We start from the raw sequence: 25,826 nt of genomic DNA, 5'->3' as shown, positions 1-25,826 counted from the left end.
GGGCAGGCAAGAACCTGTCCACCCGGAAAAAGTCTGTCAAGGGCGTCAGCCGCCCAAGCCGGCCACGAAATCCGCGATGCGATGGATGGGCAGCGATCGGGACACCACGCCGGCGCGCACCGCCGCCCCCGGCATGCCGTAGACGACGGCGGTTTCCTCGCTCTCGGCGATCACGGTGCCGCCGGCATCCAGGATGTCCCGCGCCCCGAGCACGCCGTCGTCCCCCATGCCGGTCAGGATCACGCCCACGGCGCGGGGCCCCACGGCCTTGGCGACGCTGGAAAATAGCCGATCTGCGCTGGGAACGTAGCGGTCCGAGGCGTCCGGGTCGACGACCCGGACGGCCAGCTCGTCCCCGTCCGAGCCGAGCTCCATGCAGCGCCGCCCGGGGCAGATGAGGGCCATGCCCGCGGTCACGGCGTCCCGTTCCAGCGCCTCGCTGACCAGGATGCGGGCCCGACGATCCAGGCGCTGCGCGAAGGTGCGGGTGAAGCGCTCCGGCATGTGCTGCGCGACGAGCAGCGCACTGTCGTAGCCATCGGGGATGCGCGCGAAGATCTGGATCAGCGCCGTGGGGCCGCCGGTGGACGACGCCACGGCCACCACGCGCCGCGGCGGCTCCGTGCGCTTCTGGCGCACGATGGGCGCGACGTGCATGCCGCTCACTGAGTCGATGCGGGGACGAGAAGCCAGGCTCTTGGGGCGCAGGCTTCGAGTTTGCAGCACCTTGGCCACCAGCTCGCGGCGGATGCTGGCGAGCTCGGCGTCCGTCTGCCGGTCCGGCTTGGCCACGAAGTCCAGCGCGCCCAGCTCCAGCGCCTTGAACACGTTCTCTTTCTGGCTGTAGCTGGAGACGACGATCACCGGAGTGGGCTGCCGGCTCATCAGGATGCGCAGGAACGTGAAGCCGTCCATGCGGGGCATTTCCAGATCCAGCGTGATGACGTCCGGCTTGAGCAGCAACGCCAGCCGCAGTGCTTCTTCTCCGTTGGCGGCCTTGCCGACGATCTTCACTTCCGGCGTGGACGTGAGGGCTTCGGAGATGCTCCGGCGATTGACGGCCGAATCGTCGACGACGAGCACTCCTACCGGGGGCTGCTGCGGTTCGGTCATCCTTTGTCCGTCACGTCCCAGCGCTCGGAGGCGAGCGGCTTTCTGTACACCAGATCTTCCTTCAAGTGCACCAGCTCGAAGGCCGTGGATACGTTCAAGAGCGACTCGCTGTGGCCCAAGAGCAAGAAACCGCCGGGCAAGAGCCGCTGGTAGAGGCTATCGATCACTCGGCGGCGCGAGCGCACGTCGAAGTAGATGAGCACGTTGCGACAGAACACCACGTCCACCCGGCCGACGATGCTGGCCTTGGTCGCGTCCAACAGATTGAGCTGCCCGAAGTGGCACAGCCGCCGCACGGATTCGTTGACCGCCGTGCCGTCTCGCTGCTCAGTGAAGTAGGTCTGGCGCACGTCGTTCGGCGTGGTGCGGAACGACGCCGGCCGATACACGCCCCGCCGCGCCGCCGCCACCGAGGTCTTGGAGATGTCGCTGCCGATCACCCTGAGGTCCCAGCCCTCGAACAACTTGGACTCCAACAGGTAGATGGCGATGGTGTAGGCCTCTTCCCCCGTGCTGCAGCCCGCGCTCCAGATGGCGAGGCGCCGGCGGCCGGCGTTCTGCTTCGCCAGCTCCGGCAGCATCTCGTCGCGAAAAGCCCGGAACTGATACTCCTGCCGGAAGAAGTACGTCTCCTTCGTGGTGAGCAGATCGATGGCGTCGTCCAGCTCCGCGGTGCCGCGCACGTGGAAGCGAAGGTACTTGTAGTATTCGTCGAAGCTCCGGAGGTCGAGCTCCGCCAGCCGTTCTCCCAACCGCCGCTCGAAGGTGTAGATCGCGCTCTCGTCGAAGGTCAGACCGGCGTGCTCGTTGATCAGATCTCGGATCAGACGAAACTCGTCGGGCCGGAGCCTGGCGCGTACCCCCGAGCCGCGGCGAATCATCATTTCGGCGGCCCCAGCGGCGGCGGGGGTGTGGTGCGGCGCAACCCGCCGCCGGCCTCCAACAGCTCCAGGGCCCGCGCGACGGCCTCCCGGACCAGGGGCTCCCCCTCCGTGGATAGCTTCGCCCGGAGCAGGCCCATGGCGCTGCCGTCGCCGATGCGGCCGAGCAGATCCGCGGCCAGACGACGGACGTCCCAGGCGTCGTGATCGAGACACGCCCCGAGGTGCGCCACGGCGCGCGGATCGCGTTCGAGCGCAAGGCCGCGCAGGGCCGACTTGACGACCTCCGAGTCCGGGTGACTCGAAGCGTCGATCAACGCGTCGATGCGACGCGGATCGCCGGTGCGAGACAGCGCATCCACGGCCGCCACCGCGGCCAGACCGTCGGCGGAACGCGCGATGTCCCGAAGCACGCCGATGGCGCGGACGTCACCAGTTTCGCCCAGGGCGCGGATCGCCGCAGCCGACAGCTCCGGTTCCTCGGCGTCGTCCACCAGGTCGAAGAGCCGCTGGGTGGCGACCGCGCCGCCGAGACGTCCGAGGGCCCGTACTGCGGCCAGCCGCACCTCGGGTTCTTCGTCGCTGAGGGCGAAGGCGACGGCCTCGACGCCGAGGGGGCTCGGAAGGGTTGCCAGGGCGTCCAGCGCGACGCGGCGCAATGGAGCCTGCTCGTGCGAGAGCAGGGACGAGAGATACTCGACGTCCTTTTCCGCAGTGCCGAACACCGGCGCCGTGCCGTTGGCGATGATGGTGGCCACCGCGGCGGCGCTTTCCGGACCCGCAGCCGCCGCGAATTCCCGAGCGACGTCCGGGTGGCGCTCGGAGAGGCGAGCCAAGGCGCCTTCCGCGAGCTTGCGGGCGGCGACGGGCTCCGACGGATTGAGCCAGCGGGCCACCAAGGGCAGCGTGCTCGCGTCGCCCAATGCCGCAGCCGCCGAGAGCGCGGCGCAGGCGACCTCGACGTTGGCATCTCGAAGCGCGGCGCGAACGACGCTCACGACGTCCGCGCTCGCCTGCTCCGAAGCGAGCTCGCCGATGAGCTCCAGATACGCCGCGCGCTCGCTGGCCTCGCCGTAGGTCGCGCGTCGCACCAGCTCCGGCGCGACGTCCGCACCCAGGGCCTCCAACGCTTCTTCCGCCTCCAGCGCCACGGTGTCGTCGGCCAGCGCATCGAGCACGACCTCCGCCGCTCGCGAACCGGCGAGCAAAGCAGCGGGCAAGAGTGCCAGGCGCCGGAGCTCCGGCCCGGCGTCTCCCGACGCGAAGGCCAGCACTCGATCCACACTGCCGGCGGAAAGCCGATCCGCGCTCTCACGGATGGCGCGCTTCAACGCGCCCTCCCCGCGGCCGAGGTCGGCAATACCCGCGAGCACCTCGCCGAAGGCTCGGCGTGGAGCGGCGTCCAGGGCGCTGACGAGCACCGCCGCCGCGCGCGGGTCCGCGGAGCTCCCGGCAGCGACCAGGGCGGCACGCTCCAGCACCGGATCCGAGAGCAGCGGCTCGATGCGATGCCACGGCATGGTGACGGCGAGGTTGTTCAGTCCCTCGAGCGCTGCCAGGCGCTGCAGCGCGTCGGCGGAGTCGAGCCCGCGATCGAGCACCACGATGGCCTGCGTGGAGCACGTGGAGGCGATCTGAGAGACCGCTTCCATGGCCGCGGCCCGCACGTTGGGGTCGTCGTCGCCCAGCGTTGCCTCCAGGTAGCGAAGGGCACGCGGACGGCCCGTCTTGGCCAAAGCCTCCACCGCCAGCTTGCGACCGTCCGCGTCCAGCGTGGCGAGGGCGTTGCCCAGCGCTTCCACCGCGACTTCTCCGTAGCCGGCGATGGCCTCCACCGCAGCGTTGCGCAGCCCGACGTTCTGCCCAGGTTCGAAGGCGCTGCACAGCGCGTCGAGCACGGCGCGGGACGGGCGCAAGGCCACCGCGGCGGACGTCGCTTCTTTGCGTACGCGCCAGTCCTCATCGCCCAGCGCGCGCATCAAGAGGGCCACGCTCTTCGGCCCCGCTTCGTTCGCGAGGGCCGCCGCTGCGCGGCGGCGAAGCTCCGGATCTTCCGACAGCAGGCCTTGCTCGATCTCCTCGACCTTCACGGCTCGCCCCCCAAGAGCCCCGCCTCCGCCAAGGGTGCCGTCAACGAGTCGAAGCGATCCACGTCGAGCACGAAGACCATGGTCTCGTCGTAGCTGGTGACTCCGGCGATGCCGCGCACGTCGTCGCCGGTGCCCAGCGCCGGCGCCGGGCGGAGCTCCGCACCGCCGGTCCCGAACACTTCCGTGACGCCGTCCACGCTGAGGCCCACGGTGCGGCCCGCGATGTCCACCAGGATCCACTTGGAGCGCCGCGAGTCCGGCGCCGCGGGCAAGCCGAACCGCACGCGCAGATCCACCACGGGCACGACCTCGCCGCGATGATCCGCGACGCCCACCACGGCCGAAGGCGCGTGAGGCAAGGTGGTCACGGGCAGCGGGTTGACGATCTCGCGCACGGAGCTGATCGGCACCGCGTAGTGCACGCTACCCACGAGAAAACCGACCAAGCTCTTGTCCGGATCGGGACGATGGCGTGAGCTCACCATTGCGCACTCTCCCTGGTTTCGCCGACGACGGAGCCGAGATCCAGCAGCACCAAGATGCTGTCCGAGCTGGGGCGGCCGACAGCGAACACGTGCTCCGACACGTCGCCGCCCAGCACCGACGTGGCCACCTCGATTTCCGTCTCGGACAAGCGCACCACGTTCCTGACCTCGTCCACCAACAGTCCGACCACCTCGTCGTGAGGGGCGCTCGCAAGCAGAATGCGCGTCCGGCGCGTGGGCGGGCTCTCACTCACGCTCATGCGACGACGCAGGTCCACGACCGTCACCAGCAGACCTCGGACGCTGCACACGCCGATCACGTCTCGCGGTGCGCGGGGGACCTCGGTGACCGGCGGCGGGCTCAGGATTTCGCGGATGCGCGTCAGCTCCACGCCGTAGAGCTCGTCCGCGAGGGTGAACACCAAGAACTCCCGAACGGGCTTCTGAGCGACGACCCGCTGATCCCGGACTTTGGCGAGATCAGCCATGCAAGCTCCCCCCAGCGGTGATGGTGGCGTCGATGCTGGCCAGTACCTCTTCGATCAGAGCACCGGCGTCGAGCACCAGGCCCACGCGTTGATCTCCGAGCTCGGTGGCGCCCGCGAAGCCGCGCACCGACGACAGCGAGTGTCCGAGCGGCTTGATCACGATGTCTTGCTGACCCACCAGGCGATCGACGATCAGCCCCAGACGCCGGGCGGCCAGCGACGCGACGACCACGAAGCGACGCCGCGGCGGGGGCTCCTTCTCCGACAAGCCGAGCAGCTGTTCCAGGCGGCACAGCGGCAAGGTGGTGCCGCGCAAGGTCATGGTTTCTCGCCCATCCACCACTCGGCTGCCGCGTCCATCGAACACGATGGCTTCCGAGACGCTGCTCATCGGAATCGCGAAGGTGTGACCGTACACCTCGACCACCAGCGCGCTGACGATGGCCAGCGTGATGGGCAGGGTGATCATCATCTTGGTGCCGATGCCCTGCTCGCTCTGCACGTCGATCACGCCACCCAGCTTGCCGATGTTGGTCTTCACCACATCCATGCCGACGCCGCGGCCGCTGAGCTCGCCGGCCTCCGCACGGGTGCTGAGCCCGGGCACGAAAATGAGCCCGAGCACCTCCGCGCGGGTGAGCTCGCCCACGTCCGAGGTGGACAGCTTGCCCAGGCGCACGGCTCGATCCACCAGCGCGCTTTCGTCGATGCCGGCGCCGTCGTCCTCGATCTCGATCATCACGTGATTGCCCTTTTGGTAGGCGTTCAACGCGATGGTGCCCGCCACGGGCTTGCCCACGGTTCTGCGTTCTTCGGCGGCTTCGATGCCGTGGTCGATGGCGTTGCGAATCATGTGCATCAGCGGATCGCTGAGCTCTTCAACGATCAGCTTGTCGATCTCGGTCTCGGCGCCGGTGATCACCAGGCGGATTTCCTTGCCCAGCTCCCGGCTGATCTGCCGCACCACTCGCGCCAAGCGGTCGAAGATTTGCCCCAGCGGCACCATGCGGACTTCCAAGATGGCGTCCTGCATCTCCGCCAGGCGACGATCGAAGCTGCGATGCAGTCGTTGGAGCTCGCTGCCCAACTGCCGATTGCCCTCGCCGCGCACGCGTTCGCCGATTCTGGCCAGCGTGCTGCGCACGATAGCGAGCTCGCCCACGATGTTCATGAGCTGATCCAGCTTGCGAATGTCGACGCGCACCGTCTGGCTCACGGCGCGGAGCGATCCCGCGGGCTCCACCACGGCGGGCTCGGCCGCCAAGGACTCGGAGACCGACGGCGTCACCATCATCTTGGGACTGACGCTGGTACCGGTCGGCGCCATCGACGGCGGGATGGTGCCTACGCCGGCGCGACGCCGCGGCACTTCCTCGATCACCACGTTGTCCGCACCCAGGGAGCCGATCAGCATGGCCAGGTCGTCCCGCGACGCCATCAGCAGATCGAGCTCGATGGCGTCCGGAGACGGCGACTCTCCAGTAGGCAGGTAGGTGACGATCTCGCCGTGCTTCTTGGCGCGGGACTTCATGTCCTCCAGCGCCTTGTCGATGGTGGCCAAGTCGAACTGGACTCGCAGCCGGTAGAGCCGCAACCCCTGCTCGATGTTCGTGCGCAGGCGATGCTCTTCGTACTCCGTGAGCACCGCCAAAAGGCCGGGATCCAGCTCGTACTCGATGGCCGGGCTGCTGCCACTGTTGGCGTCCGCCCCCAGGTAGCCGAGCTGATCCACCAGCTCGTCCACGGAGCTCAGAGGGTCGTCCAGACCGTGCTTTTCCACGGCCAGGATTTGCCCGTAGACGTCGATGGCGGAAAACAGCACGTCCAACACGCGCTCGTTCAGGGTCATGCGCCCGAGCCGCAGGTGGTCGAGGACGTCTTCCAGGCGATGCGAGAGCAGCCCCATCTTGCTCGCGCCAAAGAGGCCCGCGAGGCCCTTGAGGGTGTGCACCGCGCGGAACGCTTCGTTCACCAGCGCGGGGTCCTCCGTTTCGGACTTCATCGCGGCGTCCAGGGCCAGGAGGTTCTTGCTGAGGCCTTCGATGATCTCTTGTGCCTCGGAGAAGAACTCCTCGCGGGCCTTGTCCGTGACGTCAGCCATTCGACGATGCCGCGGGCGTGAGGTGCCGCGCCGTTTCCTCCCGCAGAGACTCCGGAGTGAAGGGTTTGGCCAGATAGCCGTCTGCGCCCAGCTTCAGGCCCCGCTCGCGGTCCCGCTCGGAGGACTGCGTGGAAATGAGCAGGACGGGAACGCCGCGATGCTGCTCGCTCTTGCGAATGAAGGACAACAGCTCGAGGCCGTTGATGTCCGGCATGTTGATGTCGGTGATCACCAGATCCCAAGGCCCGCGGGGCAGCAGGCGGAGGGCCTCGAATCCACTCTCGGCCTCTACCACTTCCGTGGGGCCGAGCTCGGCATCTGCCTCCAGGGCATCGCGCACGAACGCGCGCATCGCCATGGAATCCTCCACCACCAAGATCCGCGGCATCAGTGCTTGCCCTTTTGGCGAGCTTGTCGCTCGACCTGCTCGGCGTTGAAAACCTTCATCAGCCAATCCTCGAGGTCGTCCCACAGGGCCGGGTTCGCCTTCGCGATGTGTCCCGCCGAGTGTACGGCACCCGGGTAGCGCCGCACCGTTCCGTTTTTCGCCATCTTCTCCAGGGCGTCCAAGGGTGCTTGGCTGATGGGATCGTCCGCGCTGCCCGCCAGGAAAGTGGGCAACGTCCGGACCTCCGCATAGGGCTCGTAGATGTCCATGCCGCTGATGGCCGCCCCTGGAGACACCAGGGCCAACGCGAGGACCTTCGGCTCGTCGTCGGCCACGCGGCTGACCAGAGTGGCACCGAGCGAAGAGCCGACCAGGACGTAGCCGCGGGTCGCCCCGCCGGTCGCCTCCTTGACGCGTGCAATGGCGGCCTTCACGTCCTTCGTGAGGCGGGCCACGTCGTCCGGCTTGCTCTTGTCCGGAAGCTTGGAGTTGCCATGGCCGGCGAGATCGAAGGAAAGGACCGTGTAGCGCTTCTCGGATTTCCGGAGCCGTTGCGCCAGATCGGAGAGCTCCGCACGGTCTCCATACTGCCGATGAACCAAGATCACGCTGGGAGCCGACTTGTTCGGCGCCACGTACAACACCCCAGCCAGGGCGGCGCCGTCCTCCGAGGCGAACGTCACCGGACCGCCCGGCGTGGGGGGCGGGGGGGGCGGCTTGGGAGCGGACGACGCCTGCGGCGGAGGCGTGGCGGGGGTCGCGGGACCGGCATCCCCCGAGTCACAGCCTGTCGCGACCCAGAGCGCGACCAGCAGGCTCACTAGACGTCGGCTCATTCCACCGCATCGTAGCAGCTTGTCGCCGCCCCTGGGAGCGCCCGAGGGCCGAGCAAGCATTGGTATTCATTCAGCTAAAAAGACCCGGGTCGGACGGGACGAGGAGCGCCGCCTTCGGGTATCCTTGGGGCTCCATGCGCACCGTGCCCGGCATGCCGGCCCAGGCCGACGACACCTCCGAGACCGTGGACTCGGCGTGGACACCCCCGGAGCTCACGGCGAGCGAGCCGGAGGCGCAGGAGCCCAGCGAAGAACACGTCCGAGCGGCACTGGCCGCCAGCTCCCGAGCGGAGGCGAGCCTCAGCGCGCTGCACCGCGCCATCCAGCTCGTGACCGCCAATGTGAGCGGCGCCCGCGAAGCCAACTCCCAGCTCAACCAGGAGCTCGCGCGGGTTCGAGAGATGCTCGGCTCCAGCAACGAAGAACGCCTCGCGCTGAAGAATCGAGTGGAGCTCTTGGAACGCGCGTTGGTCGAAGCGCGGGACCAGGCGGACGCGGAGCGTCGCTACATCATCGACGATCAAGATCGCTTCCTCGCTGGCTTGCTCGACGAACACGAGCAAACACTCGAGCGCGTGGTGCGGGAGCGCGAGGCGCTGAGAGCCCAGCTCGAGCAGATGGCGCGCAGGGACGCCGCGGAGGAACGCCGCTCGAACCTCACGCCACCGGATCGCCCCATCACGGATGCCGCGCAGGAGCTGGTCGAAGCTCGGCACGTGATTGAGAAGCTCACCACCGAACGCGACCGTTCGCGCGAGGTCCTGCGCCGCTTGCAGGCCCAACGGGACGACGCCCAAGCCCAGCTCTCCCGCCTGCTGCGAGAAAACGCCGACCTCATCCAGGAGCTCGAGACCCTGCGCGAGCCCGTCCATACCCCCCGGGACGCAAAGCGCACCCTGCCCGCCCACCCCGCCGCGGCCCAACCGGTACAGCCCATGGTCTCGGAGCTCGAGCTCGATCCGGGGGATCGCCCCACGGTGGAGGCCGGCGTCACGCAGCGTTCCACGCAGCCCCCGGCCCGGAGCCAGCTGGAGTGGGCAATCGCTGCCTCGCGGCCGTCGCCACCTGGAAACTCGCTGGAAGCCGTGGAGCCACCGCCCAAGCCGTCCCCGCTACCCCGCAAGCCGGATCCCATCACGAGACCGCTGGGTGGATATGCGGTAAGCGGTGAGGAAGTGACGACGGAACACGCTCCCCATCCTTCCTCCAAGCCGCCGCGGCGTTGACCACTGAAGCAAAAGCCGGCGCCAACACCTCGAGTTGGCTGGGCGGTACCGTGTTGGTGCTGCTGCTCGCCGCGGTCAGCATCCTGCTGCCGAAGCTGTCGCTCCCGGCCGGCCTGGCCACGCTTCTGACCTTCCTGTCACTGCCGGCCGCGCTGCCCCCCGCCACCCTACGCAGCTGTCGCTACGTCCTGGGCGCCGCCGCCATCCTCGCAACCGTCGCCGTCTGCCGCTTCGTGGCGACGGAAGCCATCCCGGGCCTGATGCAGGGCGGGAACTCGGCCACGGCGACCACCGCCGTTTCGCGCTTGCGGGACATCTCCTTCAGCCAGGACGTGCTGCGCAAGCGGGGCACCATCGACCCGGATGGAGATCATGTCGGTTCCGCCGCCTTCATCACCGGCCTTTCCGGAGCCAAGCCGCTGCGCAATGGCGAGCATCCTTCGCCGCCGCTACTCGAAGCGCACTTCACGCATTTGGAAGACACTCCCCAGGGACCCGCTGCGAACGTGGGGCGCTATCTTTTCTTGGTTTGTTTGCCCGGCGCGGCAGGCGGCCTGACCGCGCGCCCCACCGACCCAGTGAACGAAGAGCTCGCGGAGCGTCGCTTCATCGCCTACGCCTGGCCCGTGGCAGCGGGTGGCGGCCCCATGCACGCCTTCGCCATCGACGAGCACGAACGCATCTTGGTCTTCGACAACGCCGGCGAGAGCGGGCAGCCTCGCTACGCGAGCCCCAATTTCCCGCCGCCTTGCGACGCAGCACTGAGCGGTGCCTGGAAGCCGTGGCGCGGCAAGAAGCCTCGGGCCACGCTTCCCGGGGACCACCCATGAAGGACGACGATATCGAGAAGGTCGGCAGCACCCAGGTGGAGCACTCGGACGAGCCGCCGGTGGTCGCTCGCATGGTGGTGGAGATCCGCTCGGACGGCACGCGGACCATCGCCCGCGGCGCCCTGGAAGACGCGGAGAACGGCGAACGCGTCGCCATCGTCGCTCATGGCTCCACCCCCATTGCGCTTGCAGCTTCCCTCGCGAGGAGCATGCTTTCGGCACCGATGCTCGCCCGCCAGGCGGTACGAGCCCTGCTGAAGAGCAAGAAAGAGTGACCGAAGCCTCCGCGCGCGCCGAAAAGCCGCCCCTTCGCTCCCGAATCACCCGCTGGACCCTGGAAGCGCTTTTGTTGGTGGCCGTGTATCTGGCCGTCACCACCTGGCAAAAGCGCAACCTGCTGTCCTCGGGCAGCACGGAAGCCCCGGCCTTCGTGCTCATGGACCTCGAGGGCAAGCCGGTGAGCCTCGCGAGCCTGCGCGGCAAGACGGTGCTGGTGCACTTCTGGGCCACGTGGTGCGGCGTATGCCGTCAGGAGCTCGGAACCCTGAATGACATCTACGCGGGGCTCGCCTCGGATCAAGCGCTGATCGCCGTGGTCGCGGACTCGGAGGATCCGGCGCGGATCCGGAGCTTCGTCAAGGAGCACGACATCCGTTATCCGGTGTTGCTCGGGAACGACGCCGTGCTCGCCGCCTATCACGTGAGCGCATTCCCCACGAACTACGTGATCTCGCCAAACGGCCGCGTCAGCGACACCACCGTGGGCCTCAGCACGGGCTTCGGCCTGAGCACCCGCATGGGCTGCGCCAAACGCTGATCAGGGCTTCTTCGCGACCACGACCTTGGACACGAAGCAGGGCTCGGCGCTCTGCACCTGGAAACCCGTCTCGGTCAGCATTTCCGCCATGTCGTCCCGCAGGTAGTCGCGGTGGAACGGCTCGTGGAATTCCTCGCTGAAGCGTTCGAGGAAGAACGCCACTTCCCCCGCCTCGGCGTACTGCGCCGAGTCCTCGAACACGACCGTGCCCCCGGGCTCGAGCACGCGAAAGATCTCGCGGCACACGTTGCGACGCGCGTTTCTCGGCAGCTCGTGGAACAAGTACACGCTGGTGACGGCCTGGAAATAGTCGTCCCGGAACGGCATGTTCTCGGCATTCTCCGCCACGAAGGAAACGTCCGGAGAAACGTCCGTGACCAACTCCCGCGCCGCTTGCACGTAGTAGGGCGAAAGATCCAGTCCGTACAGCTTGGCGCCCGGCATGGCCAGGGCCATCTGTCGCAGGGCGCGGCCGGTGCCGCACGCCACGTCCAGGATGCGCGGCCGGCCCTGGCGGCCGAGGTTCTCCACCAGCGGCGGGATCACCTGGCGCCGCATGATGTCCGCCGTGCCCAGGAACAGGAACTCCACGCCCACGTCGTACAGCTCCGCCGAGCGCTCACTGAAGTAGCCGTCCGTCTGCCAGTGGAAGTTGCGGCGGAAATAGGGCGGATAGTCGCTCAGCTGCACGTCGTTCGGCAGGTCTTGGTAGTTCTTGCGCCGCGCGCGGGCGATGGTCCGCGGGAAGTCTCGCACCAGCTTGGGCAGCTGCCGCGCGTAGTCCGCCACGGGAAACTGGAACAGCAAGCTGCGAGGATAGACGCCGCGCTCCACGTTGGAGAGATCACAGTCCAGGAGCTCGTCGTAGCGGCGGCGAACTTCGAGCAGCGCTGCTGGGCTCGGCTCGATCTTGAGCCCGGACACGGTCCGCAGAAATCGGTGCGCCGCCAGACAGTTGAGAAGGAACGTCGTCTGTTGGGCCCGGTAAGCGGTGCGGTAGGCACGCGTGGGGATCAATGCACTCATGGCTTTCGTCTTGCATCGTAGCATCGACGGGAGGGCCCTCAAACTCCACCACAGGCAGGCGCGTCAGCGATATGGTGCTCGCTCGATGGCCAAGTGCTTCAAAGTGGCGTTCATTGGTAGCCACGGCGTGGGCAAGACGACGCTCTGCTACGGACTGGCCGCTCGGCTGAAGGCGCGAGACGTGGTGTTGGAAGTGATCCACGAGGTCGCGCGTCGTTGCCCGCTGCCCATCAACGAAGAAACCGGCCTCGCGAGCGAATCGTGGATCCTTCACACGCAGATCGCCGAGGAGGTCATCGCGGCACATCGCCATCCCGTGGTGATCTGCGACCGCTCCGCCCTCGACAACTACGTGTACCTCTTGCTCGCCTCCGGCGGACAAGAAGGCCTGGACGAGCTGGTGGCCTACTGGATGAAGACCTACGATCTCTTGATCCATGTGCCGGTGCTCGAGCGCCCCGCCGCCGACGGCGTCCGCGCCACGGATCCCGAGTTCCAGCGCGCCATCGACGCGCGCCTCTTGCGCGAGCTTCGGGACCACGCCCTCGAGTTCCTGAGCCTCGCCAGCATTCCCCGGGAAAGCTGGATGGACGAGGCCGAGAAGGTGGTGTGGTCCCGCCTCGAGCCGCCTCAGCTCAAGCTCTTGTGAGATCCACGAAGGTATTGCAGACGACGCAGCCGCGCGCGTGCAGCAGCGCTCCATCCCGCGGGCAGCGCTCTACCCGATCGGGTCGCGGCAAGGGCCACTCGGGGGGCCGCGGGTCGATGCCGTCCGCCCTCAAGTGCTGAATCATGAGCCTCAGTGCTCCCAAGTTCGGGAACAGCCGTCTCGGCGACGAGGGAACGTCGCGGCCGAGCGTCAGGTCGACGATCAAAGTCATCAGCGCCTTCTGCTCGAAGAGACTCCCCTCGTCGAAGCCGAGCCGCCCGAGCTCCAGTATCGGCAAGCTCCCGATGGCCGCGATGTCATGGCTCGCGAGCAGGCGGAGTACGTCGGTTGCCCAAGGGTCATCGTCGATCACCTCGGAGCCGACCCACACCAAAGATGCCACGAGCGCGGACATTGCTCCGTTCGAGAGCGGCAGCCGCAAGCACTCCCCGGTGCCAAAGGTGAGCGTGATCGCGCTCGCCATCAGTAGCAGCAGGTCTGCGTGGACCAGAGCGCCGTGCTGCCCTGGTAGATGACGACGTTGCCGTCGTCTTGAGCGACCAGGTACGCGCCGGCGTGGTTGGCCGTGTTGGAGTTCCAGTACGGGGTGTTCCCGGCGTACACCACGAAGTTACCGTCCCCCTGCATGACGGCGACGTTCGCCGGAGTGTTGGCCGTGTTCGACGACCACAGCGCGCCGGGAGGCCCATAGAGCACCAGGTTGCCGTCGCTCTGCATCACGAGCGTGACGTCGCCGTCGCAGCTGGTGATCGACTCGCCGACGCCCAGGGCCTGCCCCGGCTGGAGCGTGTCGTGGCACACGCAGCTGCCGCCGCTGCAGATCTTGCCACCGCTGCAGCTGCCACAGCTGCCACCGCAACCATCTGGGCCGCACTGCTTTCCCGAACACTGCGGCACGCACACGCACGCACCGTTCTGGCACGTTTGTGAGCGCGAGCAGCTGCCACAGCTACCGCCGCAAGCATCTGGGCCGCACTGCTTCCCCGTGCACTGCGGCACGCAGCTGCAGCTGCCGGAGCTGCAGGTCTCCCCCGCGGCGCAGCTGCCACAGCTACCGCCGCAGGCGTCGGGGCCGCACTTCTTCGTGCCGCACTGGGGATCGCACGCGCACTGGCCTCCGCTGCAGCCTTGGCCCGACGGACAGGTGCCGCACAGCCCGCCGCAGCCGTCGGAACCGCAGCTCTTGCCCGAGCACGCCGGCGTACATGTGGCGTCGCAGCTCCCGGTCGTCGTGTTGCAGACCTTGCCCACACCGCAGGTGCCGCAGGTGCCGCCGCATCCGTCCGGCCCGCAGCTCTTGCCGCTGCAGCTCGGGCTGCAACTGGAATTGCACTGGCCGTTCACACACGCCTGCCCCGCGGCGCAGCTGCCGCAGCTGCCCCCGCAGCCGTCGTCGCCGCAGCTCTTGCCCGTGCAGCTCGGCGTGCAGGACCCCGAGCAGGTGCCGCCCACGCAGTACTCTCCCGCGGCGCAGCTACCACAGGAGTTGCCGCAGCCATCGTCGCCGCAGCTCTTGCCGTCGCAGGATCCCACGCAGGTGGGCGAGCACAGAGTCCCGTCGGGGGTACAGAACGCGTCTCCCCAGCAGCTGCCGCAGTACTTGCCACAACCATCGGGGCCGCAGGTCTTGCCCAGGCAGTCCGGCGTACATGCCGGCCCGTCCGCGCCGGCGTCCCCTGGGTGCGACCCCGCGTCGTGCTGCTCTCCCGCAACGGACGGCACCTCGGAGCTGGCGCAGCCGACGAGCGTCAGCAGCGCCAAAAGGAGCGCGCCTAAGACCCTGCGAAGCACGCAGAAATTCTACGCTCGGCTGGGGGTCAAGCCAAGCTCAGGGCAGCGCGGCGGGCAAAGTCACCGTGGCGAGGCGCGTCGAGTATGCTTTCGGGGCGGCCTCCCGCGCCCCCGCGGCCAGAGTCGAGACGGCGTAGCTCACGCGCAACGTCGTCGGGGATGGCTGGTCGACGATCACCGGCGACGCGCAGAATCCGCCGCTGGGCACGTCGCAGCGGGCGGCCTCGTAAGGCTTGGACCAGGGTCCGAGCGGTCCGAGCCCCGTGCGCATCAGCAAGCGATCGCCGAGCGGTTTCGCGTAGACCACGACGACGCGATCGCGATCGGCAAGCCGGCTCACGGACGGAGCGCCCCCGCGAAACGCGATCGCCGCGGCATCGATGGACGTGGTCTCGTGCCCGCCACCGCTGAGGTAACGGTAGGCGCTGAGATCGTCGACCTTCGTCTTGGCGACCCGCGCCACGTAGCAGTCCTCTTCCGGATATCCACCGCTGCAGCCGTACAGCACGACGTCGTCTCCCTCCACCAGGGCGCCGCTGCCGAAAGCAGGACGATCCGCGGTCCACAGCAGCTGCTCCGTGGGCTGGTAGCGGCCGCTGGTGGGATCGAAGGCGGCCACGCCATAGCCCTCCTTCGCGACGCCGAAGGGCTGACTCGAATCCGAACGGTACAGCGCGTAGAACAGCCATCGCGCGCCATCCAAGCTCACCGGTGATAGCGGCTGGGGCGGCAGGGTTTCGGGTCTCGGTGAGTCGTTCACCAATTGCTCGACCACGCCCTCGGTGCCGCACGGATCCGCGCCGCCCGCGATCGTCACCCCGGCGTTCACCTGCTCTTGCCCGGCGCTGGAGACGCTCTCGCACAACCACGCGTCGCCGATGGGACTCGCTCGTCCCCAAACGTGAGCGAACGAAGGGAACAATGGGCAGGACGGCGCCAGCGGCGAGCTGGGCGCCGGCGCCGGCTCGGGCGTCTCGTCGAGGCGCACACCGCAGCCGCCCAGCAGCAACGCGAGGAGCAGCCAGGCTCTCATGGCGCGCTCTCCAGCGAGAGGCGCACCCCGAGGGACAGCGAGAGCTCCTGGCGGTTGACCAGCCAACCCTTGCCGTTACCCGCCGCTGCCGCGACGAACGGCGTCAACGTGCCGGCGGCCCCCGTGAAGCCCGCGCCGAAGAGCCCGCGTACGAGCACGCCGGCCTTGGCGCTGTCGTCATGGGGCACCAGGGCCTCGCCGTAGACGGACACGACGGGACGGAGCCACGGCGCGAGCTTCCAGCGCAGGGACAGCTCCGCGAAAGGCATCTGACTCGAGCCCTCGCGCAGGAAGTCCGCGACGTAGTCCGACTCCTCGCGCTGACCGACGAGCGCGGGGAAGAAGTTGGTATACAGCCGGTCACCGAGGCGCGACGTGAGCTCGACGCTCGCAGTGACGCCCGAGCGCAACGCGATGTCCGGCGCGACGAACCAACCCCCTCCCCCAAAAGGGATGTCGGTCGGGCGGTAGGCATCCGGAGGTCGATCCACGGCGAAGCTCGCTTCATGACCGAGGAACCCCGCGATCTCGAGGTCGCCGAAAGCGTGGGCCACGAACGCTCCCGCGACGTCGCGCCACAGCGGCTGATCCGGCACCACCGGCGTGGTGTCTTCGTTCTCGAACGCGAGCAGGGCCGAGAATCCAACCACGAACCTCCCGCGACCCGAGCGGTGCGCGTAGAGCGCCGGCTCCAAGCCGATGCTGCCGTAGCTCCTGGGGCCATAGGCGAGCTCCAGCACCGGAGCGTCCCGCGAGGCCGACGTCGCCCGCGAGAAGCTCCGCCCCTGGGCCGGCAGCCATTCCGCGCGCGCGGGAACGGCCCAGGCAAGCGCCGCGAGCAGCACGAGCTTCCGGCGCATCAGAAGCTCACCCGCACGAAGTGAGGAAAGTACAACCGATCTTCGTCTTCTCTCGGAACGTCGGCGAAGCTGCTGGGCACGTAGGTCGCCACCAGATCGGCACCGAAGAGCTCGGGGTGAGCCTTGCCGGCGTACACGAAGGCGTCGGGCTCACTCGATTCCGGTGGACGCAGGATGTCTCGGGGCGGCGTCCACGGGCCTTCGGGTCGGTCCGCCGCACGCAACGCGAGAGTGGTCCCTCCGTAGCCCTCGGTGTGCACCATCAGGTAGCGATTCACGTGGTGGTCGTAGTGCACGGAGAGCTCCGGAGCGCCGAAGTCCACGACGGACTCTGGTGCGTCGGTCTTGGACCACCCGGCAAGGGTCCACCACTCCAGGCTCCGCAAGTCCCCCTCGCGCGCTGCGCCGGTGCCAACGCGCGCGAGATACACGGAGTGACGCTGGCCTCGCGTGCCATACAGGTAGAGGAAGTCCTCTTCGAGGAGCGCGGCCTCACCCAGGATGACGTCGTGACTGCTCTTCGGGAGCAGCGCTCCCCTGGGCGTCCACGCGGAAATCGGCGCTTCGGGATGGTCCACCACCAGCGCGCTCCAGCCGTCGGTCTGAAATCCGTCCGGGTCCCCTGCCGGCGTGCCCAGCCGCTCGTAGAACAAGAGCAAGCGGGAGCCCACCACGACGCCGTGCATGGGCCAGAACCAAGACGCTCCGTCCTCCGGCACGAAGGACTGCGGCTCGCCGTCCACTTCGGGCCAATGGAACTCCATGAAGGCGTTCGCGGGATCGAGCCCCGTCTCGAGCGCGACGCTGTTGCGCACCATGCGGGAATGCGAGCGATCCAGGACGGGTCCCTGAGCGATGAAGGAGTCCCCGAACAGCCACAGCACGCGATCGCCACCAAGGGGAACCGAGTAGGCGCCATCACCGCCGACCCAGCGGGGCTCGCGATGGAACAGCTGGTCGGCCTCCGGCCACAGCCGACCACTCGCTGAAGGAGCGCGCTCCGTGCAGCCGAGGAGCCCCAGCGCGATCACGAGCGCGGCGAGCCGGGCCATGTCAACGCGACTCGAAGCGCGCCTTGAGTCTCTGCAGGTGGCGTCGCGCCACTCCCGCCGCAGCGGCCGCCCGCGTCACGTTGCCGCCGTGATTGGCCAGCAACTGCTCCACGTAGCGCGCTTCGAACTCGTCCACGATCTTCTGCCGAGCCTCCGCCAGGGGCAGGTCCATGGCGATCACCTGGGCGATGGGATCCCCCGAGGCGCGGGCGCCCAGCGCCAGGTCCCGCGCCACGCTGGGCGCATCCTCACTGCTGGGCGCGTCGTCCGCCAGATCCCCCAGGGCCACGCGACGCATCACCGCGTTGCGCAGCTCGCGCACGTTTCCGGGCCAGGCGTAGTCCTCCCAGCGACGCATCAGGTCCGGCGGTATGGAGTCCGCGTCGGCGTGCAGCTGGGTGCAGAAGTAGCTGGCCAACAGCCGTACGTCCCCTGCGCGATCGCGCAGGGGCGGCAGCTCGATGCGCGTCACCGCGATGCGGTGGAACAGATCGTCCCGGAAGCGTCCGAGCTGCACTTCGTGGTCCAGGTCCCGGCGCGTGGCGGCCAAGACTCGCACGTTCACCCGGATCGGACGCTCACCACCCACCCGCGTCACCTCCGAGCGCTCGATGGCGCGCAGCAGCTTGGGCTGCAACGCCAGCGGCAGATCGCCGATCTCGTCGATCAACAACGTGCCCCCGTCCGCACGCTCGAACACGCCGCGCCGCGTGCCCGTGGATCCCGTGAAGGCTCCCTTCTCGTGACCGAACAGCTCGGACTCGATGAGATTGGGCGCCACCGCGGTACAGTCGAAGACCACGAAGGGACCGCCGGACCGCGCGCCCTCCTCGTGCAGTGCTTCTGCCAACTGCTCCTTGCCGGTGCCCGTCTCCCCCTCGATCACCACCGGGACGTCGGCCTTCGCCAAGCGCGCGCACAGCGGATACAGCCGCCGCATGGCCACGCTAGCGCCGATCACGCGACCGAACTGCACCACGGTAGGCAGGGTGACTTCCCGGTAGGGCCCGGTCTCGTCCACGCGAAGCGCGGTGCTGCCCATGCGCACGACCTCTCCGCCGCGCAAATACGCATCCACGATGGCGACACCGTCCACGAAGGTGCCGTTGGTGCTGTCGTGGTCGCGAATGCGGATGCGCCGCCCGACCAGCTCCACGCTGGCGTGGCGTCGAGAAACCTGCGGATCTTCCAGGCGGGCGTCGCAGGCCGGGCTGGTCCCGATCAGCAGCCGGACCACCGCGTCCCCATCGAGCTCGAGCGCCGTTCCGGCGTCGGGCCCTTCGATCACGCGCAGGGTGAACGCACTGGCGGCGAAGCTCGTCTCGAGCTCCACGGCCACGGTCGTGCTGTTGACCTCGGTGCGCGCCATCCGGAGGCGACGAGTTTAGTGCCGGCTCTCCCTCGTTCGTCTCGGAATTTCTGAAACAGTCGCGAAATGCGTCACGCCAGGCCAGTATTCGTCGGCCGAGTGACCAGCTCCAGGGTGCGGCGATTTTCGGGCACGCCCTCGAGGAAGCTCTCTCGCAGCACCGGATCCGACAGCTCGTCGGCCTGCTCCAGGAGCAGCGTGTGGGCGCGCGCCAGCGCGCGCTCGGCGCGGGCTTCGTCACCGCTCGCCCTGAGCGCCTCCACGTGCACCAGGCGAACCAATCCGCCGCCGAACTCCACACCCACCGACGCGGAGAGCTCCATCGCGCGCTCGGCGAGAGTCAGCGCCAGCTCCGACTCGCCCCGCGCCAGAGCGGCCTTCGCCCGCACGGCGAGAGCGACCGGCACCATGGGCGGAGCGGCGTCCGAGAGCAGCTCTTCCGCCTGCGCCGCCTCCCGCGTCGCCAGCGCCATGTCGTCGGACCACAGCGCGATGAGCGCCATGGACACGCGCACGCCGCCCTCCAGACGCTTGTCTTGGCCATGAAAGACCTGCAGGGCACTCCGCTCGAGGTCGAGCCCCTCGGCGGTGCGCCCCAGGCGCGCGACCGCCAAGCCCAGGTTGTGCATGGCGCCGGCCCGGGCGTGCGACAGCCCCAGCCGCTCCGCTCGCGCGAGCGCTTCCCGCAGCATGGTCTCGGCTTGGTCGAAGCGACCGAGCTCGACGTACACGCTGCCCATGTTGATGGCCTGCTCCAGCGCGGGCCGCTCGTCGCCCACTTCCAGATGGTGACGCCGCGCCGTGCGCGCTTCGACCAGGAACGTTCCACGGTCCCCCTCCTGCAGCGCCGAGAGCGCGCGGAAGGCATGGCTCCAGGCGCTGACCAAGGGCCGAGCGTCGTCGCTCGGCGACAGCGCGGCGTTGGCCAACCGATTCGCGTCGGCCACGTTTCCGGTGCGGAGCAGCGCGATGGCCGCGCGCAGCCGGGACAGCGCCAAGCTCTCCCCCGCTCCGCGGCGAGCCGTGGTGGACAGCAGCACTCGCGCCAGGTCCGTGAGCTCTTCGCCCTGGGCCAAGCGCTGCAGCACCAACGCCTGCTCGCCGGCGGCGGCGCACCAGCGCGCACTGCCGGGCTCGAGCAGCGCCAGCGCCTTCGCTCCCATTTCCACGGCGTCTTCGGCGCGCCCCAAGAGCCGCAGCGCCTCCGCGTGGCTCGCGACCAGCCCTCCCAAGCCATCACTTCCCGCCGCCATCTTCTCGCCGCGTTCGGCGTGAAGCTTGGCCTGCTCGAAGTCCCCCGCGTCGAGGGCCGAAGCCGCCGCGCGTTCCAGCCAGGGCAAGGCTTCTCCGACGGCGTCCCCGAGCTCGTAGTGATCGGCCAGCGTTCCCGCGTCCGTCTCCCCCACGCGCGAAAGCCAGGTGGCCGCCAGGCGATGGCCCAGGGCGCGGTCTTCGTCGGTGAGCATGGCGTAGGCGGCATCGCGCACCAACGCGTGACGGAACGCGTACTCGGGCTCGTCGACGAAGCGCGTATCGCGGACCTTGCTCACGACCTCGCGAGCGGCCAGCGTCGAGAGCCAACGCGCGACCTCTTCTCGCTGAGACTCGCCGCCGAGCAACGCGGCGATGCCGCCGAGCCAAGCACTGTTGCCGAACACGCTGGCTGCCCGCAGCACTCGTCGCGCCTCGTGCTCCATCGCCTCCAGCCGCGCTTGCACCATGGCCAGCACCGTGTCCGGCAAGGCACGCCCCTCGACCTCCGCCCGCGCCAGCTCCTCCAGGTAGAAGGCGTTGCCGTTGCCTCGTCGGACGAGCTCGTCCAGTCGCTCCGCTCCGATCTGGTCGCCCAACGCTGTACGGAGCAAGCGTTCACCCGAGCGCCGCGTGAGCGGGCCCACCACCAGCTCCTGGGCGCCGCGGTCCAGCAAAAGCCGCGGAAAGTAGTCAAAAAGCTGAGGGCGGGCCACGACGAGCAAGAAGAACGGCAGCTCCGGGAGATTCCTGAGCGCGGCGTCCAGCAACGTGACCGTAGCCACGTCTCCCCACTGGAAATCCTCGAGCACCAGCAGCACCGGGCCGCTGGCGCATTCCTCCACCAACAGGTCTTGGAACGCCGCGCGGAGCTGATCGCCCATCAACACGGGATCGCTCCGGGCGGCATCCAGCTGTGGGGACGACCCTCTCGACACGCCGCAGAGCTCCGCCAAGAACTCGCTCCGAGCCCCGATGGCGTCCCGCAGGCCAAGCCCGCGGGCAAGTGCGTCCCCCAAGATGCCGAAGGGAGCTCCGGCCCGGGTCGCGTCCCCGCGACCGATCCAGACGCGCGTCTCCGGGCGTTGCTCCGCGACGGCGCGCAGTAGCTCGTGCCGCACGCGACTCTTGCCCACCCCCGCCGCGCCCGTGAGCAACACCACCTGCGAGCGAGGAACGTCGAAGGCGTCGTCCACCATGGCGTGCAACGTTCGGAGCTCTCGTTCACGGCCGATGCAGGGCACCACGCGTCCGAGCAAGCGCCGCGTGGGCTCGCCCTCGCTCTCGCCGGTGACCCAACGTGCTTCGTCCGTGCCTTCCGTGCGAAAGCGCGCGGGCAAGAGGCCCCAGGTCACCGAGTCCACGCGCACGCCTTGACGCGCGCCCGGCTCCGCCAACATCACCACGGCCTGGTCGATGAGCTCGCCGGTGGACAGCTCGCCGCCCTGTCGCGCCCAGCCGGTCGCCACGGCGACGGGCAAGGGCCGAAGCTCCAGGGCCGCGCGCACGGCGCTCACGGCGTGATCCCGGGCCGTGCCCGCGCCGGACCAACCCAAGGCAACGGCCCCATTCGGCAGCGGCGCAGCCACGGCGGAGTAGCGTTCCGCGATTTCTCGAGTGCGCGCATCCGGCTCCGTGCCGGGCTGCAGAGGCAGCGTCAGGTCCCCCGCCAGCACCACGCTGGCGACGTGGCGCTCCGCTCGCGTGATCGCCTCCACCGCGTGCGCCGGCTCGCCCTCCAGGGCGCGCGCCACCTCCTCCGCGCTGCCCGGTCGCGCATCCGGGTCCTTTTCGAGCAAGCGCCGGATCAACCGTGCGAGCCCGGCGGGTGCTTCCGGCCGAAGGCTGCGAACGTCCGGCGCCTCCGCAAGCATCAGCTTGGCGAGCACGCCCAGGTAATGCTCCGCGCGGAACGCCGGCTGCGCAGTGAGCGCCTCGTGCAGCACGCAGCCCAAGGAAAAGAGATCCGCGCGCCCGTCCACGTCGTCGGCGCTGCGCACCTGCTCTGGCGCCATGTACCCAGCGCTGCCGCGCAACACCCCCGAGCGTGAACGCGCACCGCCCACCAGCGCGAGACCGAAGTCGAGCAGACGCGCGCTCTCCACGCGACCGCCCGCGAGCAGGAGATTTCGCGGGGAGAGATCGCGATGCACCACGCCGCGGGCGTGGGCGTGGGACAGCGCCGACGCCAAGCTTTGCCCCAGGCTGACCACCTCCGCGATGGCGAGAGGGCCGAGCGCGAGACGCTCCGAAAGCAGCTCGCCGTCGAGCCATTCCATCGCGACAAAGCCCTCGCCGTGGGCCACGTAGCGCACGATGACCGGGTGATCGAGCCGAGACAGCGCCCGGGCCTCGTCCGGAGCCGGCGCTGCCTTCAGCGCGACCCAGTCCCCGGTGTGCTTGTCCCGCGCCCGAAATACCGCGCCCATGCCGCCTTCGCCGGCACGCTGCTCGATCTCGAAACGATCTAGGAGGACGTCGCCTGTCTTCACGGGGGTCCGAAGGCCCCGAGCCTACGCTGGAGCGTCAGCCGCGAAAATGCTCGATGCTGAAAACCGCAGCTGCCGAGAGCTTCGCCAAAGACAGCGCGTCGGTTTGTCGAAACGGATGATCCGCGCGCCCGAGCTCCATCATGGCGATCACGTTCTTGCCGGAGACGATCGGCACCAGCGCCACGCCCGCCGGTGCGTGCCCCGCGCTCGAGCGATGCGCGATCTGCCGCTGCGCAAAACCGTCTTCCGGAGCTCCGATCATCACGCGGCCGCGCCGCGCCAGATCCACCACGGCGTCGCCGCCATCGAGCAAGAGCCCGAGCATCTCGCTCATGCCGGGCCCCTGCGCATACGACGCCACCGGCGGCCCGAAGGCGCGCCGCGAGCGATACACGAGCCCCGTCGTGGCGCCGGTGAGGCTCATCGCGGAGCTCAGGGTGAACAGCAGCACCTCGCTCGGATCACTGGCACCCACCAAGAACGCGCCGAAGTCCGTCTGGCGCTCCGCGGCGTACGAGCGCCCTTGGCGAAGTGCGCGAATTTCCCGCACTTGTTCCAGGGTGCGCCACTCCGACCAGCGCGATTCCCGCACCCAACAGTCGTCCGGGACACGGCCGTACCAAACGCCGCGCAGGAGCAAGTCCGTGCGTACGGGTCCCACGGTGAGCTCACCGTTCGTGACGTACCAGAGCGGCGGCGGCCGGCGACGAGCTGAGATTTGCTGAAGCATGTTCCCTCCACGAAACGACGTGATTCGGTGCGCCGCGAAATTGTCGCGTGACAACTGCCGAGTGGGCCAAATATGCCGCTGCCTGTTGGTCCGGCGCGATGCCCGGCGCGGTGTGCCGGCGCGGCCCAGGGCGGCGGCATCGCAGCGTGAATCCAGCGCACGGCGCCCGCGCGAAACGGCCGGTATCCGCGCGGCGCACCGCGGCACGCCGATTGCACTCGAGACGGCTCATGCGCGCGCTCGCCGTCCTGGTTCTTGTCGCAGTGGGCTGCGCGCCCACGCTACAGTCGCAGTCGAGCCGCTTGGTTTCCGTCGAGCGCGAACCGACCCAGAGCTGCGAATGGCGCTCCGGGTTCAGCGCGGCGCGCCGCGGCGACGTCATCGAGGTGGTGGCGCTGGAGCAACGGGAGTGCACATCGGGCGAGCGTGAGAAGCGCACCCTGGAGGTCACCACCGAAGAGTATCCGGATCCCGTAGTGCTCACGCTCGAGGCTACCATCGCAGCGGCTGGCGTCTGGGTGATGGCGCAACCCGACGAATGCGAAAACCGCGACGTCGGCTGCATGTACTCCGGCCTGGACAACTTCGCTGGCTTTCTCGTCGCCGTGCCCGCCACCATCGCCACGGCAGTGGATCTGTTCGACTTCGGATCCAGCACGCGTACGCAGGTCGAGTACACGCGCACCCAGGGCGCGACCACGCAGAGCGACGCTCGCGCCCGCGCGGGCCTGCCGGTGCGCCTCGTGCTCCAGGACGGCGACACCGTGCGCGCCATCACCGACGCTCGAGGCCGCGCGCGATTGCCCATCGTCGTTGGCATGGAGCCCAGCGGCGAATACGTCGAAGGCGAGCTGTGCGTGGCCACGCAGTGCCGCCGCGTGCGCTTTCGTCCGTGACGGGTATCGCGCCGGACCAACAATCAGATCTCGAGGCGAGTCCAACGGCCGGCGAGAAAGACGCCGGAGAGCCACACCGTGCGCACCATCCAATCGACGGCGCTGGCGATCCACACGGCGCGAACGCCAAGGCCGAGCTGAGCTCCGAGCCACCACGCGAGGCCCACGCGCACCGCGAAGCCGCCGACCACCGCGGCGACCACGGGGGAGCGCGTGTCGCCCGCGCCGCGGAGCGACTGCGCGAGCACCACGCCGATGGCCATGAACGGCTGCGACAGGGCGAGCCAGGGCAGTGCGCTGTGGGCCTCGGCCACGAGGGCGCTGCCGTCCGCGCCACGGGGCACGAACAGGCCGAGGGTGACGGAGCTCGAGCCCCAGATGGCGAGCCCGAGCGTGGTGAGCGCCGAGATGGCGAAGCCCGTGGCCACCAGCGCGCCGAAGCGCGCCTGGCGCGGATCCTTGCGACCGAGGGCCTGACCCACCACCGTGGCGGCGGCCACGCCGAAGCCATCGGCGCTCAGAAAGCAGATCGACTCCAGCGTGATGAGCGCCTGATTGGCCGCCATGACCACGGGGCCGAGGGAGTTGATGACGCTGGCGTAGGCGAGGTAGCCGACGTGGATCACGACGCGCTCGAACAGGGCCGGCGTGCTGACCCGCAGCAAGTCTCGGCGCGCGGCGGGCCCGCCGCTCTGGAACAGCGGCACGAGCCCGAGCGTCCCGGAGGGATCGCGCAACGCCCGCAGCAGCAGCACCGCTTCTACCGTGAAAGCCAGCGCGGAGCCGATGGCGGCGCCGGAAACGCCGAGCGACGGAACGTGGAACGGACCCCAAGACAGACCGAACACCAAGAGCGCGCTGGCGGCGACGTTCACGCCGTTGGAGAGCAAGCCCACCACGAAGGGCGTGCGGGTGTTGCCGGTGCCGTGCAGCACGAAGGCGGCGGTGGTGGCCACGAACATCTGTGGAAAGCCGGCGAGGGCGATGACGACGTAGCGCTCCGACAGTGCTCGCAGCTCCGCCGAGTCGGGACCCAGCACGCCGACGATGGGCCGCGCCAGCACGCCGCACGAAAGCGACACGCCGAGACCGAGCACGAAGGCGAGCAAGAGCGCGGCGCGAGCGACATCCCGAGCGCGCGACAAGTCTCGGGCGCCGACGGAACGGGCTACCAGCGGTACGGTGCCCACTAGCAAGCCAGTGAAAATGCCCCACAGGGACCAGAGCAGCGGCCCTTGCACCTGCATCGACGCCAGGGCCGCCTCGCTGTAGCGACCGAGCAGGATGCGATCCACCAGGAACACCAGCGTCTGCAGGAAGCTGGTGAGCACCGCGGGACCCGTCAGGCGCAGCACCTCGCGCACCACCGTGGTTCGCTCGGTGTCGGTGGGGCGCATCATG

At 69.0% G+C, this 25,826-nt stretch carries 24 protein-coding genes; 6 read left to right on the top strand and 18 right to left on the bottom strand.

Going from position 1 to position 25,826, the window contains the following annotated elements:
- Positions 1–45: 45 nt before the first annotated feature.
- Genes cheB through H6717_02045 form a run of 8 tightly spaced genes read right to left on the bottom strand, consistent with a single transcriptional unit; the run spans position 46 to position 8,382 of the window.
- A complete protein-coding gene (gene cheB, locus H6717_02080; protein MCB9575802.1) occupies positions 46–1,113 on the bottom strand; it encodes a chemotaxis-specific protein-glutamate methyltransferase CheB in 1,068 nt (355 codons plus the stop codon).
- On the bottom strand, positions 1,110–1,994 hold the full coding sequence (locus H6717_02075; GenBank protein ID MCB9575801.1) for a protein-glutamate O-methyltransferase CheR: 885 nt from the start codon (positions 1,992–1,994) through the stop codon (positions 1,110–1,112). Before H6717_02075 ends, cheB begins: the two co-directional genes overlap by 4 nt.
- On the bottom strand, positions 1,994–4,084 hold the full coding sequence (locus H6717_02070) for a HEAT repeat domain-containing protein (GenBank protein ID MCB9575800.1): 2,091 nt from the start codon (positions 4,082–4,084) through the stop codon (positions 1,994–1,996). Before H6717_02070 ends, H6717_02075 begins: the two co-directional genes overlap by 1 nt.
- A complete protein-coding gene (locus H6717_02065) occupies positions 4,081–4,569 on the bottom strand; it encodes a purine-binding chemotaxis protein CheW (protein MCB9575799.1) in 489 nt (162 codons plus the stop codon). Before H6717_02065 ends, H6717_02070 begins: the two co-directional genes overlap by 4 nt.
- The gene (locus H6717_02060) at positions 4,563–5,057 is read right to left on the bottom strand and encodes a chemotaxis protein CheW (protein ID MCB9575798.1); all 495 of its coding nucleotides are present in this window, start codon (positions 5,055–5,057) and stop codon (positions 4,563–4,565) included. Before H6717_02060 ends, H6717_02065 begins: the two co-directional genes overlap by 7 nt.
- A complete protein-coding gene (locus tag H6717_02055) occupies positions 5,050–7,158 on the bottom strand; it encodes a chemotaxis protein CheA (GenBank protein MCB9575797.1) in 2,109 nt (702 codons plus the stop codon). Before H6717_02055 ends, H6717_02060 begins: the two co-directional genes overlap by 8 nt.
- Positions 7,151–7,546, bottom strand: a complete 396-nt coding sequence (locus H6717_02050) for a response regulator (protein MCB9575796.1) — start codon at positions 7,544–7,546, stop codon at positions 7,151–7,153. Before H6717_02050 ends, H6717_02055 begins: the two co-directional genes overlap by 8 nt.
- Positions 7,546–8,382 carry an alpha/beta fold hydrolase gene (locus H6717_02045; protein MCB9575795.1) on the bottom strand — a complete coding sequence of 279 codons (837 nt, stop codon included), beginning with the start codon at positions 8,380–8,382 and terminating at the stop codon, positions 7,546–7,548. Before H6717_02045 ends, H6717_02050 begins: the two co-directional genes overlap by 1 nt.
- Positions 8,383–8,516: 134 nt before the next feature.
- Here H6717_02045 and H6717_02040 point away from each other — a divergent pair, with 134 nt between their 5' ends.
- The 4 genes from H6717_02040 to H6717_02025 are packed head-to-tail and all read left to right on the top strand — an operon-like array spanning position 8,517 to position 11,255.
- Positions 8,517–9,608, top strand: coding sequence for a hypothetical protein (locus H6717_02040; protein MCB9575794.1), 1,092 nt, complete (start codon positions 8,517–8,519; stop codon positions 9,606–9,608).
- Positions 9,605–10,438 (top strand): hypothetical protein, encoded by an 834-nt coding sequence (locus tag H6717_02035; GenBank protein ID MCB9575793.1) that lies wholly within the window; start codon positions 9,605–9,607, stop codon positions 10,436–10,438. The genes H6717_02040 and H6717_02035 overlap by 4 nt, the downstream gene beginning before the upstream one ends.
- Entirely contained in the window at positions 10,435–10,713 is a 279-nt protein-coding gene (locus H6717_02030; protein MCB9575792.1) for a hypothetical protein, read from the top strand. Before H6717_02035 ends, H6717_02030 begins: the two co-directional genes overlap by 4 nt.
- Positions 10,710–11,255, top strand: coding sequence for a TlpA family protein disulfide reductase (locus H6717_02025; protein ID MCB9575791.1), 546 nt, complete (start codon positions 10,710–10,712; stop codon positions 11,253–11,255). The genes H6717_02030 and H6717_02025 overlap by 4 nt, the downstream gene beginning before the upstream one ends.
- Here the strand turns inward: H6717_02025 and H6717_02020 are convergent, their stop codons facing one another.
- A complete protein-coding gene (locus H6717_02020; GenBank protein ID MCB9575790.1) occupies positions 11,256–12,281 on the bottom strand; it encodes a class I SAM-dependent methyltransferase in 1,026 nt (341 codons plus the stop codon). It abuts the gene before it with no gap.
- Between the two features lie 85 nt (positions 12,282–12,366).
- Here H6717_02020 and H6717_02015 point away from each other — a divergent pair, with 85 nt between their 5' ends.
- Positions 12,367–12,930, top strand: coding sequence for an ATP-binding protein (locus H6717_02015; GenBank protein ID MCB9575789.1), 564 nt, complete (start codon positions 12,367–12,369; stop codon positions 12,928–12,930).
- On the opposite strand, the gene H6717_02010 is transcribed toward H6717_02015, so the two are convergent.
- From H6717_02010 to H6717_01975, 8 genes are all read right to left on the bottom strand, one after another.
- Positions 12,917–13,414, bottom strand: coding sequence for a hypothetical protein (locus H6717_02010; protein MCB9575788.1), 498 nt, complete (start codon positions 13,412–13,414; stop codon positions 12,917–12,919). The two genes, H6717_02015 and H6717_02010, sit on opposite strands and share 14 nt — an antisense overlap.
- Positions 13,414–13,752, bottom strand: a complete 339-nt coding sequence (locus H6717_02005) for a lectin (protein MCB9575787.1) — start codon at positions 13,750–13,752, stop codon at positions 13,414–13,416. The genes H6717_02010 and H6717_02005 overlap by 1 nt, the downstream gene beginning before the upstream one ends.
- Positions 13,753–14,779: 1,027 nt before the next feature.
- The gene (locus H6717_02000) at positions 14,780–15,775 is read right to left on the bottom strand and encodes a hypothetical protein (GenBank protein ID MCB9575786.1); all 996 of its coding nucleotides are present in this window, start codon (positions 15,773–15,775) and stop codon (positions 14,780–14,782) included.
- Positions 15,772–16,635 carry a hypothetical protein gene (locus H6717_01995; protein ID MCB9575785.1) on the bottom strand — a complete coding sequence of 288 codons (864 nt, stop codon included), beginning with the start codon at positions 16,633–16,635 and terminating at the stop codon, positions 15,772–15,774. Before H6717_01995 ends, H6717_02000 begins: the two co-directional genes overlap by 4 nt.
- Entirely contained in the window at positions 16,635–17,687 is a 1,053-nt protein-coding gene (locus H6717_01990; GenBank protein MCB9575784.1) for a DUF4185 domain-containing protein, read from the bottom strand. The genes H6717_01995 and H6717_01990 overlap by 1 nt, the downstream gene beginning before the upstream one ends.
- Position 17,688: 1 nt before the next feature.
- Positions 17,689–19,056 carry a sigma 54-dependent Fis family transcriptional regulator gene (locus H6717_01985; GenBank protein ID MCB9575783.1) on the bottom strand — a complete coding sequence of 456 codons (1,368 nt, stop codon included), beginning with the start codon at positions 19,054–19,056 and terminating at the stop codon, positions 17,689–17,691.
- Positions 19,057–19,127: 71 nt separating this feature from the next.
- Positions 19,128–22,799, bottom strand: a complete 3,672-nt coding sequence (locus tag H6717_01980; protein ID MCB9575782.1) for an AAA family ATPase — start codon at positions 22,797–22,799, stop codon at positions 19,128–19,130.
- Between the two features lie 34 nt (positions 22,800–22,833).
- Positions 22,834–23,529: a hypothetical protein gene (locus H6717_01975; GenBank protein ID MCB9575781.1), complete on the bottom strand. Its 696-nt coding sequence runs from the start codon at positions 23,527–23,529 to the stop codon at positions 22,834–22,836.
- Positions 23,530–23,759: 230 nt separating this feature from the next.
- Between H6717_01975 and H6717_01970 the strand changes: the two genes are divergently transcribed.
- Positions 23,760–24,425 carry a hypothetical protein gene (locus H6717_01970; protein ID MCB9575780.1) on the top strand — a complete coding sequence of 222 codons (666 nt, stop codon included), beginning with the start codon at positions 23,760–23,762 and terminating at the stop codon, positions 24,423–24,425.
- Positions 24,426–24,448: 23 nt separating this feature from the next.
- Here the strand turns inward: H6717_01970 and H6717_01965 are convergent, their stop codons facing one another.
- Positions 24,449–25,825, bottom strand: coding sequence for an MATE family efflux transporter (locus H6717_01965; GenBank protein MCB9575779.1), 1,377 nt, complete (start codon positions 25,823–25,825; stop codon positions 24,449–24,451).
- Between the last annotated feature and the right edge of the window lies 1 nt (position 25,826).

The sequence above is a fragment of the Polyangiaceae bacterium genome (genome assembly GCA_020633235.1).
In the GTDB taxonomy this organism is placed as follows: Bacteria; Myxococcota_A; Polyangia; order Polyangiales; family Polyangiaceae; genus JACKEA01.
Note: the sequence above shows the minus strand (reverse complement) of the source record. Positions and strands in the feature narration are given on the sequence as shown.